This is a genomic window from Janthinobacterium sp. 1L-D-8-B-C4 (assembly GCF_057291295.1).
This window is the reverse complement of sequence record NZ_JBXAVX010000025.1, coordinates 41,182-55,511: the sequence shown is the minus strand read 5'-3', so window position 1 is coordinate 55,511 and position 14,330 is coordinate 41,182. Positions and strand designations below refer to the sequence as shown.

Genomic DNA, 14,330 nt, shown 5'->3' with positions numbered 1-14,330 from the left:
GGGCTGAGTCCTGTGCAGTACAGAACTCAGTTCTTGAGCAGCTAGCAAATTAAACCGTCCAACTATTTGGGGTCAGTTCACTCCGGCCCGCCATTATGGCATCACTGGCGGTGTCGGGTTACGCCCTGCGGGCTAACCCGACCTACCCGACCTACTCTCCCAGCAGCTCCGCTACCACTTCCATGCCCTGCACGCGCTCGGCCACCACCTTGACGATGACAATAATGGGCACGCCAAGCAGCAAACCCCAGACGCCCCACAGCCAGCCCCAGAACAGCAGGCTGACAAACACTGCGGTCGGGTTCATGCGGGCAATGCGCCCGGTCATCCAGGTGGTGACAAAGGTACCGACCAGGGTGGCAATGCCGAGTGAGGTGGCCATCACCAGCAAGACCATTTCCACCGATTCGAACTGCAAAAAGGCGACCAGTCCGGTGGCGATGGTGATCAACAAGGGGCCGAAATAGGGAATGATGTGCAGCAGGCCCGCCATGATGGCCCAGGCGCCGGCGTTTTCCAGGCCGATCAGGTGCAGCACCACCCACATCAGCAGCGCCAGCAGCACATTGGTCACAAGCAACATGAACATATAGTTCTGGATCGAGGTATTGATGTCTTCCAGGATGTGCACGGTCACCTTTTTGCGGCTTAGCGACGGCCCCGTCAGCTTGACCAGCTTGCGCTTGAACGTGTCGCCCGACAGCAGCAGGAAGAACACCAGGAAAATCACCATCGTGGCCTGGCTGACAAAGCCCATCAGGCCCAGCGAGCCGGCCCAGACCCAGTCCATGATCTTGAAATTCGGGCCTTCGGCGGCGGCGCGGCGCACATTGCGGCGCGCTTCGGCGCCGGCGGCCACTTGCTCGATTTCATTGGCCACCGCCTGCATCTTTTGAAACGTGCTTTCCTTGCCGCCCGTATTGGCGGCGATCAGCCGCGCCAGCTTGTGCGTGGCGGCAGGCAATTCTTCGACGATGGATTCGAATTCACCCTGCACGCGCTCGATGACGACGATGGAGCCGAACAGGATCAGCGCGGTGACCACGGTGGCGCCTATGGCGCGCGGCAAGCGGATTTTTTCCAGCCAGGCAACCAGTGGATTGAGGGTAAAGGCAATGAAGATGCCGAAGATGACGGGAATCAGGAATTTCTGCGCCCACTGCAGCGCATAGACAAAGCTCACAGTGGCGATGATGCCGAGCGCCAGGCCGCGCGCATTGACATGCAGCGGCAGGCGCAAGGCCGGGTCGAGGTGCTCCACAGGTGCATCGACAGCAGGCTCGGTGGCACCGGCAGCAACCGACTTGGGAGGAATATCGGCTGGCTGGTGTTTCATGAGACTCCCGCGATGGTCTGTGGATGGCCGAAGCGCCTGCCGTGATGACAGGCGCTTTGGCGGGACTGACAATTACTTGAAATTACTTGACGCGGATATCGTTCTTGACCGATTTCACGCCTTTGACGCCGCGGGCGATTTCGCCGGCTTTGGCGGCATCACCTGGCTGGGCAACGAAACCGCTCAGCTGTACCACGCCCTTGAAGGTTTCAACGTTGATTTCGGTGGCTTTCAGGGTCGGCTCATTGATGATGCTGGCCTTGACCTTGGTGGTGACCAGTGCGTCGTCAACGTATTCGCCCGTGCCTTCCTTGGTTGGGGTCGAAGCGCAGCCAGCGACGGCGAACAGGGAAGCAACGAACAGGCCGGTAGCGATAGATTTGGTAAATTTCATGGTATTTTCCTTAGGAGTGGTCAATCAAGGTGCTCAAAATGAGCTTCTTATTACAGTTCGGACTTAATAGCCGAACTGGGTTTTTGCAGCCTTTACACATTCGTCCTTGGCTGCGCCGGCCAATGCATCGCACTTTTCAGTAGCGACCTTGTACTCGGCCTTTCTTTTGTCTTCACGCGCATCGCTGCGCGCTTCGATGACTTTCTTGTCTGCCTTGGCATCGGCCAGGGCCGCCACCTTGGTCGACTTGGCCAGCTTGACGCAGACGTCCTTGTCGTTGCCGGTCAGCGCATCGCAGCGCTTGAGGTCGACGTCGTAGTTGGCATCGGCAATCTTGACGCGGGCCTTGGTATAGGCGCGCAGGGTATTGGTGTACTGGGCCTGGGCCACTGCTTCATCGTAGGCACGCACGGCCTTGGCTTCGGCGATGCAGACATCTTTCGGATTGCCGGTGATTTTTTCGCACTCGGCGTGGGCCGCCTTGTAATTGACGCCGGCCTGGTCGTTGGCGCTCTTGTAGGCGGCCTTCGCCTCCGGCGTGGCGGCCACTGCGGCGCTGCCCCATGCAGCACAGGCCAGGCCCACGAGGACGGCGGCGAAGGTCTTGCTGAGGTTCTTGTTATTCATGTGATGTTCCTTGGTAGATGATCTTTGCCGATCTGCGTGGCATGACTACCGTTTTACGTGGATCACCGGCAGCGTTCTGTACGCTGCCGTACACAAGCCTGCTTATTTCGCCACACCACATGACGATGGAGCAAATAACAACAAATTGCGGCCCAGGCGCCGCCTGGATGTGAGAATCAGGCAACAAATAAGTACGTGCGGCAGCGTACAGACCGTAACAGCGCCGGTGCCTAAGATCGCCCCATGCACTTTCACAACGTCAGGAGAATAAAATGAAAACTAACGCCACCTTGGCTGCACTGATGCTTGCCGCGACCGCCGTACTGAGTGGCTGCGCCAGTACCGCCCCATCGCAAAACTACAATGGCTCGCAGCCTGAATCGGCCACCTATGGCACCATCGATTCGATCCAGGCAGTCCAGGGCCGCGGCCAGACCAGCGGCGCGGGCGCCGTGGTCGGCGGTATCGCCGGCGCCCTGCTGGGCAGCAATATCGGTTCGGGCAGCGGCCGCACCGCCGCTACCGTCGCTGGCGCCGTCGCCGGTGGCGTGGTCGGCAACCAGGTCGAAGGACGCCAGCAGCAGAACCAGAACTACCAGATCAATGTACGCCTGGACAATGGCCAGTACCGCAACGTGGTACAGGACAGCATCTATGACCTGAACCCGGGCAACCGCGTGCGCGTCATCGATGGCCGCGTCTACCGCTATTAATTTACGGCCCGAGCGCCGCATGATGGCCGCGCCGGCCCCTTCCCCTACCGCACACTACAAGGAGTTACCATGGGCACCATTATTCTGGTTATTTTGATCCTGGCGCTGATCGGCGTGCTGCCGACCTGGCCGCACAGCCGCAGCTGGGGTTATGGCCCCAGCGGCGTGGCCGGGCTGATCGTCGTGATCCTGATCCTGCTGCTACTGACAGGCAGGCTGTAAAAAAAAGGCGCTACGGCGCCTTTTTCCATCTGAAAGGAAATAACATGAAAAAGCAGATAGCAATCACCGTATCGTCCCTGCTGCTGGCATGCCTGGCGCCACTGGCGCTGGCGCAAACCGCACCGCCCACGGGTACGCCGCAAGCCGGCGACCCGGCCCGCTGGTACCAGGCCGACAGCACGCCGCAAGCCCAGTTGCGCACCTTGCACAAGGAAATCGGCGCCGCACTGAGCGAGGCGAAAAAAGCCTGCCGCCAGGAAGCGCCTGCCGACAGCAAAGCCTGCCTGAAAGCCGCGCAGGAGACCTACCGCCAGGACATGGCGAACGCGCAAGCACTGCGCGACGCGGCCCATCCGAAATAAGTATCAGACGGTGGCACGTTCATACGGTGGCAGCTCATGCACCACCAGCGGCGTGTCTTCCGTGACGAAGGCCAGCCAGCCGGCCGCCTTGACGGCCCGCAGGCCATCCTGGTAGCCCTGCTCCCAGCGCCATTCGATCGAGCCCCTGGAAAAATTGATGTCCTTGGCCGCCATATGCCAGTCGCGCCCGGCGTACGGCAGGCGCACGATATGCATGGTGCTGTCGCAGCCAAGCGCAATCAGCTCTTCGGTCTGCTGGCGGTTCTGGGCGTTGTCGGGCAGTTTGGCGTACAGCTGGCGCAGCTTGCGCTGCAAGGTGTGCGTGTTGACGTAGTCTTCGATATGGCGCTTCGAGCGCGACGCAAAAGTGACGTCTTTCTGCCGCGTCTGCACTTCATCGAGGGTACCCGGTTCCGGCCCTTCCGAACTCCACAGATCGACCATGAAGACCAGGGTGTCGACATGCGGCGTGTCGTCAAGCACGCTTTCGAGCGGCGTATTCGAATACAGGCCGCCATCCCAGTACAAATCGCCATCGATGCGCACGCCGGCAAAGCCGGGCGGCAAGGCGCCGCTGGCGCGGATATGTTCGGCGCCCAATCGCTGGTGCAAGCTGTCGAAACTATGCAGGCTGCCGCATTTCACGCGCAGCGCGTTGACCGACAGGCGCATGCCGCCGGGCTGGTTCAGGTACTCGAAATCGACCAGTTCATCCAAGGTGGCGGCCAGCTCGCCGGTGTCGTAAAAGCTGGCCTCTTCGGGCGGCACGGCCAGGCCGGCCGGGAACAGGCTGAACAGGCGTGGCTTGAAAAAACCGGGCACCCCGCGCAGCACCGTGTCGAGCGTGGCCAGCCAGATATTCGAACGCCGCTGGGCGTCGCCCACGCTCGCCATGTCGATGCTGTCGCGGTGCGACACGCGCTGCCAGAACTCCTTCAGCCGCACCAGCCGGTCTTCATGCTTGTTGCCGGCCAGGATGGCCGCATTGATGGCGCCGATCGAGGTGCCCACCACCCAGTCGGGCGCCAGCGCATGTTCATGCAGCGCCTGGTAGACGCCGGCCTGGTAGGCGCCCAGGGCGCCCCCGCCCTGCAGCACCAGCACGATGCGCAGGCGCGCAGGATTCAAGGGATTGATCATGGTCGTCAAGATAGCTCCGGGCTCTGGCGTGCAAGGTTGCACCGTGAGTCATTGTAAGGGATCGCGCGGGCAGGCGCAGAGAGATACGCACCCAAAAAAAAACGCCGTCAATGACGGCGTTCGGCACGACGGTAATAGCTCAGTGCTTGCGGCGCAGCCAGGCAGCGGCGACGGCGGCGACGGCCACCAGCGCCAGCGCCGGCTTGACCAGCTTTTTGCGGCCGATGAACGACAGCGCCGTCATCGCATAAGGCATCAGGGTTTGCAGGCGAAAGCCGCCTGGCGCCAGCAGCGATTCGACGCGGTGGCCGGCAAAGCCGCTCACCGTGTGCATCACGCCCTGCAGCATGGTTTCCGGGCGCAGCGCATGGCCCACGTTGGCGCGGGCATGCACGATGCTTACGCGGTAAAGTTCGCCTTCGGCAATCAATTGCCGCTTGCGCGCCGCTTGCAGCGTCATTTTGTCGTGATCCGACATGAGTGTTCCTCCTTGGCAGCATGGCAAAGGCGAGGCCCGCAGGGAAGCGATTCCGTGCGGGCCTTGCCAGTTGGTACTAGATCAGCATGTCGCGGTCGGCTTTCAATTCAGCCATGGTGGCTGGCAGGGAAAGCTTGCCTTGACGTAGCATCGCGCGCGCATACATGACGAGCCCGACAGCCAGCAGCAGGAACACCGCCGTCATGATCAGCAGGATCTTCCAGCCCAGGCTATCCCAGGCCAGGAAGACCACCAGCACGCTGCCATAAGCGATGGCAAACAGGCCTGCCACCATCGCCAGGGCGAAAATGACGACCAGTTGCAGCAGATGGTTGCGCACTTCCGACAATTCGATGCTGGCCAGTTCCAGCCGCGACAACGTCAGTCCGACCGCGTTCCTGGCCAGGCCGGCGATCGAGGCAATCAATCCCGGCCCCTGGTGAGACGAAGCAGACTTGTCCATATCGCTCCCTGCTTGATTACTTGCGGCCCAGGATGAAGCCGATCAGCACGCCGACGCCAGCGGCCAAGGCCACCGTGCGCCATGGGTTTTCTTTCACATAGCCGTCGGCCTGGGCCGCGATTTCCTTGGCCGACACGATGGCCGCAGCTTGTGCTTCCTGTGCCTTGACCAGCGCGGCGTCCAGGGTTTTCATGCCCTTGACGCGCACTTCGTCGGCTTTTTCGCCGGTCAGGGCGGCAGCGGCGCTGAACAAGGCCTGGGCATCTTTCACCAGGGTTTTGACATCGTTATTGACGGTGGTGATATTGTTTTCCAACATGGTTAAACTCCTCAGCTGTGGATGGGATAATTTGTAATGACAACGTGATGACGGACACTTATTCCATCAGATCGCGCATGTCGTCGGCGTGCTCTTCTTCGACGGCCATGATCTTGATCAACAAGTGGCGCGTGGTCGGGTCGGTATCGCCGATCGTGACGATCATCTGGCGGTACGATTCGATTGCCACGCGCTCGGCGATCAGGTTGGCCTTGACCATGCTTTGCACGTCGTCAGAGTCATCATACTCGGCATGGCTGCGCTCAAGCAATGTTGCCGGATTAAAATCTGGCTTGCCGTTCAATTGAACGATGCGTTCGGCCAGCCAGTCGGCATGTTCCTGTTCCTGCCCGGCATGTTCGAGGAATTCGGCCTTGATGCTGCCATTGTCACGTCCGCTTACGGTGTAGTAGTGGCGCTTGTAGCGCGCAATGCATACCAGTTCGGTTGCCAGGGCGGCATTAAGCATCTTGACCACTTCCTGGCGGTTTGCCTGGTAGCCTTCGGTGACGGCGCCATCGTCCAGATTGCGGGCGGCGGCGCGGATGGCGGCTGTGTCGATTCCCGAAGGAGTGGCAACTGAAGTATCGGACATAAATTTTCCTCTCAATTCTAGCGTGGGTATCCGCCGGCCAGACAGGGCCGGCGCTGCCTTGGTACTGCCGCGGCAAAGGGCGCCTGCCCCTTGCCGCGCGTGACACCAATCAGTTCAAATCAACGACGGGCTGGAATCGCCGTGTTGTCTTCCGACAGCACGATTTCCACGCGACGATTCAGCTGGCGATTGCCGGCGTTATCGTTGCCCGCCACAGGGTAAGCTTCACCATAGCCGCGCGTGGCGATGCGGTCGCGGGCGATGCCCTGGCCCAGCAAGGCATTGCGCACGGAATCGGCGCGGCGCTGCGACAATTCCAGGTTGTGCGCCGAGCTGCCGGTGCTGTCGGTGAAGCCTTCGATCAGCACGGTGCGCTGCGGATTGTTTTTCAGCACGTCGGCCAGTTTGTTGGCGGTATTGACGCCGTTCGAGGTCAGGTCGGCCTTGTCGGTACCGAACAGCACGTCGCCCAGGGTGATGATCATGCCGCGTTCGGTTTTCTTGGCGGCCAGGTCGGCCAGTTGCATTTCCAGTGCGCTGGCGCGGGCCTGCGCATCGCGGGTCGCCATTTCAGCGCTTTGCGCCTGGGCCTTGGCCGCTTCGGCAGCAGCCTGGGCAGCCTGGGCGCGGGCGGTAGCCTGGTCAGCCTGCTGGGTACGCGCTTCGAGGCGCAGTTCGTCGCGCTGCTTGCCGGCATTTGCCACATCGGCTTCAGCGGCTTTCTGTTTGGCTACTTCTTGTGCGGTGGCGATTTTTTGCTTGGCCAGATAGGCCAGCTTGTCGACCTGCTCCTTGTCTTCCTGGCGCGTGGCGGCGGCGTTTGCCGCTTCCAGCGCGGCGCTGGCGTCACGCCATTCGCGCGCCGCATAGGTCGACACCATCGGGTTCGATTGCGCCGCCATATAGTCGCCGCGGGTCTGGTCGAGCAGGCTGGTGGTGGTTGGCGCGGAGCTGCAGGCAGCAACCAGGGCAGCCATGGCCAGCAGGCCGGGAATAGTGGTGTAAGTAGCTTTTTTCATGATGTTCGGTTCCTGTTCTTATTGTTGGGGAGCTTGCATGTTGGCGCGGTTGAGTTCTTCGCGCATGACGCGGATGTTCTCGTTGATTTCGTCGGCGGCATTGGTAGCCTTGGTCGAAGTGGCCTTGCTTTGCGCCAGTTTGGCATCGGCTTGCGCCTGGTCGGCCAGCTCGCGCGCCAGTTTGTAGTCGCGGTCTTTCAGCGCCTGGTTGGCGCGCATCATTTTTTCGCGGGCCGAACGCATTTCGTCCGGTGCCAGTTCGGCGGCGCCGGCGCTGGCGGCGTTGTCCAGTGCAGCACGCGACACTGCCACATCGGCGGTGGCCGGGGTTTTCTGGCTGGCGCAACCGGTCATCAGGACGACGGCGGTGGCGCAGGCAGCCAGGGCGGTCAGGGGGGATTTCAAAAGATCTCGGTTTGTCATTTTTTTTCTCCAGGAGAACATGTTTGGTGGAACAGCATTAGGGGCATCAAAACTTGTGCTACGGCGCCACACTGATGCATGAAGCGGCGCCTGATGTATGACGTTATAGCCCCTGCCACCGCTGCTATCAGTTCGGTGCCGCACATAGCGTACGAAAGCGACAATAGTCAACGCGTCAATGTGCGCCAGCGTACAAACGAGCGTGCAGGGCGGCGCTTTGCTGTAGCATCGGGCATACTGCTGCGCCCCGCACAATTGCCCTGATCCATCCAGAAAGAATCGCTCCATGCCTCACCTGCCGCTCCCCAAGTCGCGTCGCGCCAAGATCGCCCTCGCTGCCGCCGGCCTGCTGGTCGCCGTGCCGGCCGTCACCATCGTCGTGCTGATGAATGCCGACTGGAACCGCGCCAGGCCGTGGCTCAATGCGCGCACCAGCGAAGCGCTGGGCCGCCCGTTCGCCATCGAAGGCGACCTGACGCTGGCCTGGCACCAGCCGGCAACAAAGGAGCAGCAAGGCGGCTGGCGCGCTTACCTGCCCTGGCCGCATCTGCAGGCGCGCGATGTGCGCATGGGCAATCCGGCTGGCATCATCGGCGACCCGGCCCACCCGCAGTCCGCCACCGTCAGCCAGCTGGCTTTCTCGCTCGATCCGCTGGCGCTGCTGCAGAAAAAAATCGTGATTCCCGAACTGCGCTTCGACGGGCCGCAGCTACGCCTGCTGCGCGGCAAGGATGGCAAGAACAACTGGACGTTTGAAAAACAAAACCCCGCTTCGCCATGGCGCTTCGAGCTGCAAGGCGTGGTCTTCAGCAAAGGCACGGTTTACCTGAGCGACGCCGTGACGCAATCGAGCATGCAGGCCGACGTCGACACCATCGTTGACGCACGCTACGGCATCGCCTGGACCCTGGCGGGCACCTATCGCGGCGCGCCCGTGAAAGGCAGCGGCAAGGCCGGCGGCGTGCTGTCGCTGCAACAGCAAAGCAAGCCGTTTCCGCTGCAGGCCGAGATGCATTCGGGCGGCACTACCCTGGCCATCGATGGCACGCTGACGCGCCCGACCAATCTGGCCGCGCTTGACGTGCTGCTGAAAATATCGGGCCCCAGCATGGCGCAGCTGTATGCATTGACGGGCGTGCTGCTGCCGGAAACGCCGCCGTTCAGTGCGCAAGGACGCCTGACGGGCGTGCTGCGGCGCGGCGGTGGCGACTGGGCATACAACAACTTCAGCGGCAAGGTGGGCGCCAGCGACATCAGTGGCAGTGCGACGTATTCCGAGCGCAAGCCGCGCAATGTGTTGACCGGCAATGTCCATTCGAAGCTGCTGCACCTGAACGACCTCGGGCCGCTGGTCGGCGCCGACAACCGCGCCAGCAAGGTGCAGCGCGGTGCGCAGCTGAACCAGCCGGCCGGCCGCGTGCTGCCGGTGGAAACCTTCAGGACCGAGCGCTGGACCAGCCTGGACGCCGACGTGCGCTACACGGCCGACACCATCACGCGCGACGCCAACCTGCCGATCAGCCAGGTCGACACGCATATCGTGCTGAAGGACAGCGTGCTGTCGCTCAAGCCGCTCAACTTCAATATCGCCGGCGGCACGCTGGTGTCGCAGATCAGGATGGACGGCAGCGGCAAGACAGCGCCCGGGCGCATCGCCGCCGAACTGACGGCCTCGGCGCGCCGCATGCAGATCAAGCAGCTGTTCCCCAACCTCAAACCCTTGCAGGCCAGCGTCGGCCAGATCAACGGCGACGCCGCGTTGACGGCCACCGGCAATTCGGTAGCCAGCTTGCTGGGCAACTCAAACGGTGAGGTCAAGGCGCTGGTCAACGGCGGCAGCATCAGCAAATTGCTGCTCGAGGAAATGGGCCTCAATATCGGCAGCGTGGTGCTGGCCAAATTGTCTGGCGACAAGCAGGTCCGGCTCAACTGCCTGGCGGCTGATTTTTCCGTCACGCATGGCCTGATGCAGACGCGCCAGTTCATTGTCGATACCGACGACGCCACCTTGCACGTCGACGGCACCATCAACCTGGACAATGAACAGCTGGACCTGACCTTGCGCCCGGACAGCAAGGGAGTGCGCATCTTCTCGCTACGCGCGCCGCTATATGTGAAGGGCACCTTCAGCGATCCCGATGTCAGCGTCGACAAGGGCGTGCTGGCGCTGCGTGCCGGCGGCGCGCTGGCGCTGGCGGCGGTGGCGCCGTTTGCCGCCCTGCTGCCGCTGGTCAACGCCGGCCCCGGCGAACAGAGCGAATGCGCGGTCTTGCTGAACCAGGCAAGCCGCAAGCCTGTGGCGCCGCCGCCGGGCAAGACGCGCGCACGCCAGGGCCCCAAACCGAAGACCGGCGAACGGGCCCTGCCACACTGAGCACCGAGATGCCGCCTTTACATTTGTTACACCCCTATGTGCGTTGCCGAACAGATCTTATCGGACTGAAATTCTATTCTGTCACTGTACTTCAACTGGCGCACCTTATTACCGGCCGCTACCCTGCCGGCGCCACGGGACCGAATCTAAAGGAGAACTACCATGCAAACGATTAAAAAACTCGCCGCTACCACTTCCATCGCCGCACTGGTGCTGAGCCTGAGCGCTTGCGCCAATATGTCGGGCCAGGATAAAAACACCGCCATCGGCGCAGGCGTGGGCGCCGTTGCCGGCTCCGTGCTGACCGGCGGCAGCGCCGTTGGCGCAGTTGGCGGCGCAGCTGTCGGCGGCGTGATCGGCAACCAGGTCAAGCCGAAGTAATTGTCGGCAATAAAAAAGCGGGGCGGCTACTTCGGTAGCTGCCCCGCTTTTTTGCGTCCCGCGCCGCCGCGTGGCGGCCGCGCTTGCACGACTGCTTATACAAATACGTTGGCCATGCCGGCCGTGCCCGTATCCTTGACCAGCTCGTAGCAGCGGCACGATACCGCTTCGAGCCCGGCCGAATCGAGGATCTCGATATTGCCGCGGCTGTAGGTAATCAGTTTCTGCTGCTGCAGCGCGCTGGCCGCCTTGGTCACGCCCACCCGCCGCACGCCTAGCGTGTGGGCAAGGAATTCGTGGGTCAGGTGAAATTTTTCCGACTGCAAGCGGTCACGCGTGATCAGCAGCGAACGGGCCAGCCGCGCTTCAAGCACATGGAAGCGGCTGCACACGGCAATCTGGATGGCTTGCGCCAGCAGGGTGTCGGTGTAACGGTACAGCAGTCGCTGCAGCGACTCGAGCTGGGCAAATTCGGCACAGAAGTCGGCGCGCGAAATGCGGCTGGCGCTACCGGAGCGCTGGACCACGGCGCGCACCTGCGCCAGTTCATGGCCCAGCGCGACGGATGCGCCCAGCACGCCTTCGCGGCCGACCGAGCCCACTTCAAGCGTCATGCGGCCTTCGGCCACGGCCAGCAGCGAGATCAGGCAGTCGCCCGGAAAATAAATATGGCCTATTGGCTGGCCCGGTTCGTACAGCACGTCGCCGACGTCGACCGTGATGGTATCGAACCGCGCCGACAGATGCTTGAGGTCGGACTCCGGCAGGCTGGCCAGCAGGCGGTTGCCCGCAGCGGCCGAGGCCAAACCGGAGCGGCCTGCATCGCGCGGCAGGTTGATGGTAGCGGTCATTGATGGCATTGCCTTTTCCTTGGTGTCGTTACAACTCGACATAATTTTTACTTAGCCTACGGGGCCGCCTTGACCATGTATGTACGGTGACGCACGGAAGCGAATGACGTGGCGACGCACACTCGGGGCCTCAAAGCCAATAACAAGATTCAAGCAGAGACCAAGCGCGCGCCCCTCCCGGAGCCAGCCATCCAGATTTCATCCATAGTATTCATCTACAAGACAGGAGCATTTCATGACCACCACCACCAAATCCTTGCACCCCTTGATCCTCGCCGCAGCCGTCGCCGTGGTGCTGTTTTGCGGCGTCGGCACGGCCGCCCTGATGGGCTGGCTGCCCACCTCGGACAGCCGCGAGGCAGCACCGCTGAGCAGCGCCGCTTCCAGCGAACAGCTGGCCAGCCTGCAGGCGATTGCGCCACCGGCCGGTGCCCAGCCGCTGGCCGCCCTGCCCCAACAGCAGCCTCAACAGCTGGCGGTGCAGCCGGCTCCGGTGCAACGTCCGCAACCTGAACCTGAACCGCAATACGTGGCTGCGCCAGCACCGGCACCGAAGGTCTGCGGCAACTGCGGCGTGATCGAAGCCATCCATGAAGTCAATACGCGCGCTTCCGGCAGCGGCGTGGGTGCGGCCGGCGGCGCCGTGGTCGGCGGCCTGCTGGGCAACCAGGTCGGCGGCGGCCACGGCAAGCAGCTCGCCACCGTGCTGGGCGCCGTCGGTGGCGCCGTGGCCGGCAACCAGATCGAAGGCAGCGTGCGCGCCACGCGCAGCTACAACATCGTGGTACGCCTGGACAACGGCAAGACCCGCACCGTGCACCAGAGCGCCGCGCCGAACTGGCGCCAGGGCGACCGCGTGCGCGTCGTCAATGGCGGCTTGCGCGCCGGTTAAGTTCGCCTCACCCGTTGCTGAATGAACACACGCCCGGCCCGTCCGGGCGTTTTCTTTTTGATCATGTTCGTTCGCGCACAGATGAGACGGCGGCAACAGGAGATGATGCACTCAGGAAATTTATCGAGTCACCCATCAAAGGAGACGGACATGGACAGTCACAAGGCTGGCAACAAAATATGGCTGAGCTTTATCGGCGGCGGCATGCTTGCCACGATACTGGGTTTTTGGGCGCTGGACCTGGCGCCCGGCGGTTCGGCCGCGCCCCTGTTCGGCGTGATGCTGCTGCTGACAGGCGGCATGCTCAGCTGCCTGGCGGGCGCCGTCGGCATGGCCGGCATGCTGGCCTGGCTGCCCGGCATGAGCGAAACAGAACATGCCAATGCACAAGTAAACATGAATAAGTAAGAGTTGTGTACGACAGCGTACAGATAGTTTCGGCAGCAAAGTAGACAATGCGTCATGGCATCAGCGTTTTGCAGGGAGTGTCGCTCCGGCAGCAACGCAATGGCAAAAAACCGATGACGGCGCAGGTGACATCACCTCGCTCCATCCACACATTACTCACGGAGGACACATCATGCTCTATACAATCGCAGTAGTACTCATCATTCTCTGGCTGCTGGGTCTGGTTACTTCCTACACCATCGGCGGCTTCATCCACATCCTGCTGGTCGTTGCAGTGATCATGATCCTGTTGCGTCTGATTAGCGGGCGCGGCCTATAGAGGCTGCGGCCAGCGGCAACGGATGCTGGCGGCGGCGCACGTGCAAACGGGCGCCGTCTTTCCATTTGCAACGGCACTGGCAAGGCCGGCGATTTTGCAGTAACGTGTGCGGGCTATCCCCCCGGGTACTTTCAAGAACAACACTAGGAGAAACTCCATGAATCCATTCAAAACCGGCCCTGGCGCCAAATCCGTGATCGGCATGCTGGCCCTGACGATCGCCGTTTCCGGCTGTGCCGACATGTCGGCCACGCAACGCGGCACGGCCACCGGCGCCGGCGTCGGCGCTGGCCTGGGCGCCCTGATCGGCGGCACCACCGGCGGCGGCAGTAGCGGCCGTACCGCTGGCGGCGCCCTGCTGGGCGCGGCCGCTGGCGCAGTGGTCGGCAATATCTGGTCGAACCGCATGGAAAACCAGAAGCGCACGATGGAACAAGCGACGCAAGGCACGGGCGTGCAAGTGACGCAGACCTCGGACAACCGCCTGAAAATGGAAATCCCGAGCGACATTTCGTTCGATACCAACCGCGCCGATATCAAGGGCAACTTCCGCCCCATCCTCGACCGCTTTGCCGCCACCCTGAACGACAACCCGAGCACCACCGTGAGCATTATCGGCCACACCGACAGCACCGGCAGCGCCTCGATCAACGAGCCGCTGTCGGTCGAACGTGCCGCCCACACGCGCGACTACCTGTCGATGCGCGGCGTCTCGCCGACCCGCGTGGTGGTCGAAGGCCGTGGCGCGCGCGAACCGATCGCCTCGAACTCCGACGACGGCGGCCGCGCCCGCAATCGCCGCGTGGAAATCTACGTGGCCGAAATGGCTCCTAGATAACACCGAACCAAACCTGCTGCGCGTCGCGAATTGCGGCCTGCGATGCTCACCGTACTCCAGTACGGTTGCGCTTTTCGACCACAATTCGCTTCCGCTCGCTACGGTTTTGTTCGGTGTCGTGACGTTAATGTCAAACGAATAAAAAGCAAAAAAGCCGCAGACAAATTAATTTGTCT

The 14,330-nt window shown here is 62.2% G+C and carries 20 protein-coding genes; 9 read left to right on the top strand and 11 right to left on the bottom strand.

Annotation, left to right across the window (positions count from 1 at the left end):
• Positions 1 to 151: 151 nt before the first annotated feature.
• The 3 genes from AC0Z42_RS28870 to AC0Z42_RS28860 form a co-directional block, all read right to left on the bottom strand.
• On the bottom strand, positions 152 to 1,336 hold the full coding sequence (locus AC0Z42_RS28870) for an AI-2E family transporter (RefSeq protein ID WP_485471498.1): 1,185 nt from the start codon (positions 1,334 to 1,336) through the stop codon (positions 152 to 154).
• Between the two features lie 82 nt (positions 1,337 to 1,418).
• Positions 1,419 to 1,730: a BON domain-containing protein gene (locus AC0Z42_RS28865; protein WP_152244645.1), complete on the bottom strand. Its 312-nt coding sequence runs from the start codon at positions 1,728 to 1,730 to the stop codon at positions 1,419 to 1,421.
• Positions 1,731 to 1,793: 63 nt separating this feature from the next.
• Positions 1,794 to 2,357, bottom strand: a complete 564-nt coding sequence (locus AC0Z42_RS28860) for a hypothetical protein (protein ID WP_485471497.1) — start codon at positions 2,355 to 2,357, stop codon at positions 1,794 to 1,796.
• A 272-nt stretch (positions 2,358 to 2,629) separates the two neighbouring features.
• On the opposite strand from AC0Z42_RS28860, the gene AC0Z42_RS28855 reads away from it, so the two are divergent.
• The 3 genes from AC0Z42_RS28855 (at position 2,630) to AC0Z42_RS28845 (ending at position 3,654) form a co-directional block, all read left to right on the top strand.
• A complete protein-coding gene (locus AC0Z42_RS28855) occupies positions 2,630 to 3,070 on the top strand; it encodes an outer membrane lipoprotein (RefSeq protein WP_485471496.1) in 441 nt (146 codons plus the stop codon).
• 69 nt (positions 3,071 to 3,139) lie between these two features.
• Positions 3,140 to 3,292: a DUF3309 family protein gene (locus AC0Z42_RS28850; RefSeq protein WP_065307223.1), complete on the top strand. Its 153-nt coding sequence runs from the start codon at positions 3,140 to 3,142 to the stop codon at positions 3,290 to 3,292.
• A gap of 44 nt (positions 3,293 to 3,336) precedes the next feature.
• On the top strand, positions 3,337 to 3,654 hold the full coding sequence (locus AC0Z42_RS28845; protein ID WP_485471495.1) for a hypothetical protein: 318 nt from the start codon (positions 3,337 to 3,339) through the stop codon (positions 3,652 to 3,654).
• A 3-nt stretch (positions 3,655 to 3,657) separates the two neighbouring features.
• Here the strand turns inward: AC0Z42_RS28845 and AC0Z42_RS28840 are convergent, their stop codons facing one another.
• The 7 genes from AC0Z42_RS28840 to AC0Z42_RS28810 form a co-directional block, all read right to left on the bottom strand.
• Positions 3,658 to 4,794, bottom strand: a complete 1,137-nt coding sequence (locus AC0Z42_RS28840) for a patatin-like phospholipase family protein (RefSeq protein WP_485471502.1) — start codon at positions 4,792 to 4,794, stop codon at positions 3,658 to 3,660.
• 139 nt (positions 4,795 to 4,933) lie between these two features.
• The gene (locus AC0Z42_RS28835) at positions 4,934 to 5,272 is read right to left on the bottom strand and encodes a hypothetical protein (RefSeq protein ID WP_485471494.1); all 339 of its coding nucleotides are present in this window, start codon (positions 5,270 to 5,272) and stop codon (positions 4,934 to 4,936) included.
• Positions 5,273 to 5,348: 76 nt separating this feature from the next.
• On the bottom strand, positions 5,349 to 5,735 hold the full coding sequence (locus AC0Z42_RS28830; RefSeq protein ID WP_485471493.1) for a phage holin family protein: 387 nt from the start codon (positions 5,733 to 5,735) through the stop codon (positions 5,349 to 5,351).
• Between the two features lie 16 nt (positions 5,736 to 5,751).
• Positions 5,752 to 6,054: an ElaB/YgaM/YqjD family protein gene (locus AC0Z42_RS28825; RefSeq protein WP_312440008.1), complete on the bottom strand. Its 303-nt coding sequence runs from the start codon at positions 6,052 to 6,054 to the stop codon at positions 5,752 to 5,754.
• A 58-nt stretch (positions 6,055 to 6,112) separates the two neighbouring features.
• Complete coding sequence (locus AC0Z42_RS28820) at positions 6,113 to 6,649, bottom strand: ferritin-like domain-containing protein (RefSeq protein WP_485471492.1); 537 nt, start codon at positions 6,647 to 6,649, stop codon at positions 6,113 to 6,115.
• Positions 6,650 to 6,768: 119 nt separating this feature from the next.
• The gene (locus AC0Z42_RS28815) at positions 6,769 to 7,668 is read right to left on the bottom strand and encodes an OmpA family protein (RefSeq protein WP_485471491.1); all 900 of its coding nucleotides are present in this window, start codon (positions 7,666 to 7,668) and stop codon (positions 6,769 to 6,771) included.
• An 18-nt stretch (positions 7,669 to 7,686) separates the two neighbouring features.
• Positions 7,687 to 8,022, bottom strand: a complete 336-nt coding sequence (locus AC0Z42_RS28810; protein WP_485471501.1) for a DUF4398 domain-containing protein — start codon at positions 8,020 to 8,022, stop codon at positions 7,687 to 7,689.
• Positions 8,023 to 8,377: 355 nt separating this feature from the next.
• Here AC0Z42_RS28810 and AC0Z42_RS28805 point away from each other — a divergent pair, with 355 nt between their 5' ends.
• Positions 8,378 to 10,465 (top strand): AsmA family protein, encoded by a 2,088-nt coding sequence (locus AC0Z42_RS28805; protein WP_485471490.1) that lies wholly within the window; start codon positions 8,378 to 8,380, stop codon positions 10,463 to 10,465.
• A gap of 162 nt (positions 10,466 to 10,627) precedes the next feature.
• Positions 10,628 to 10,846, top strand: a complete 219-nt coding sequence (locus AC0Z42_RS28800) for a glycine zipper 2TM domain-containing protein (RefSeq protein ID WP_485471489.1) — start codon at positions 10,628 to 10,630, stop codon at positions 10,844 to 10,846.
• 95 nt (positions 10,847 to 10,941) lie between these two features.
• Here AC0Z42_RS28800 and AC0Z42_RS28795 read toward each other — a convergent pair whose 3' ends face one another.
• Positions 10,942 to 11,697, bottom strand: a complete 756-nt coding sequence (locus AC0Z42_RS28795; RefSeq protein WP_485471500.1) for a Crp/Fnr family transcriptional regulator — start codon at positions 11,695 to 11,697, stop codon at positions 10,942 to 10,944.
• Positions 11,698 to 11,932: 235 nt separating this feature from the next.
• On the opposite strand from AC0Z42_RS28795, the gene AC0Z42_RS28790 reads away from it, so the two are divergent.
• The 4 genes from AC0Z42_RS28790 to AC0Z42_RS28775 all read left to right on the top strand — a co-directional run bounded on the left by AC0Z42_RS28790 (position 11,933) and on the right by AC0Z42_RS28775 (position 14,154).
• Positions 11,933 to 12,589, top strand: a complete 657-nt coding sequence (locus AC0Z42_RS28790; RefSeq protein WP_485471488.1) for an outer membrane lipoprotein — start codon at positions 11,933 to 11,935, stop codon at positions 12,587 to 12,589.
• A 150-nt stretch (positions 12,590 to 12,739) separates the two neighbouring features.
• Positions 12,740 to 12,997, top strand: a complete 258-nt coding sequence (locus tag AC0Z42_RS28785) for a hypothetical protein (protein WP_485471487.1) — start codon at positions 12,740 to 12,742, stop codon at positions 12,995 to 12,997.
• A 172-nt stretch (positions 12,998 to 13,169) separates the two neighbouring features.
• The gene (locus AC0Z42_RS28780) at positions 13,170 to 13,316 is read left to right on the top strand and encodes a lmo0937 family membrane protein (RefSeq protein ID WP_121670992.1); all 147 of its coding nucleotides are present in this window, start codon (positions 13,170 to 13,172) and stop codon (positions 13,314 to 13,316) included.
• Between the two features lie 202 nt (positions 13,317 to 13,518).
• A complete protein-coding gene (locus tag AC0Z42_RS28775) occupies positions 13,519 to 14,154 on the top strand; it encodes a YiaD family glycine zipper/OmpA-like lipoprotein (protein WP_485471499.1) in 636 nt (211 codons plus the stop codon).
• Positions 14,155 to 14,330 lie beyond the last annotated feature (176 nt).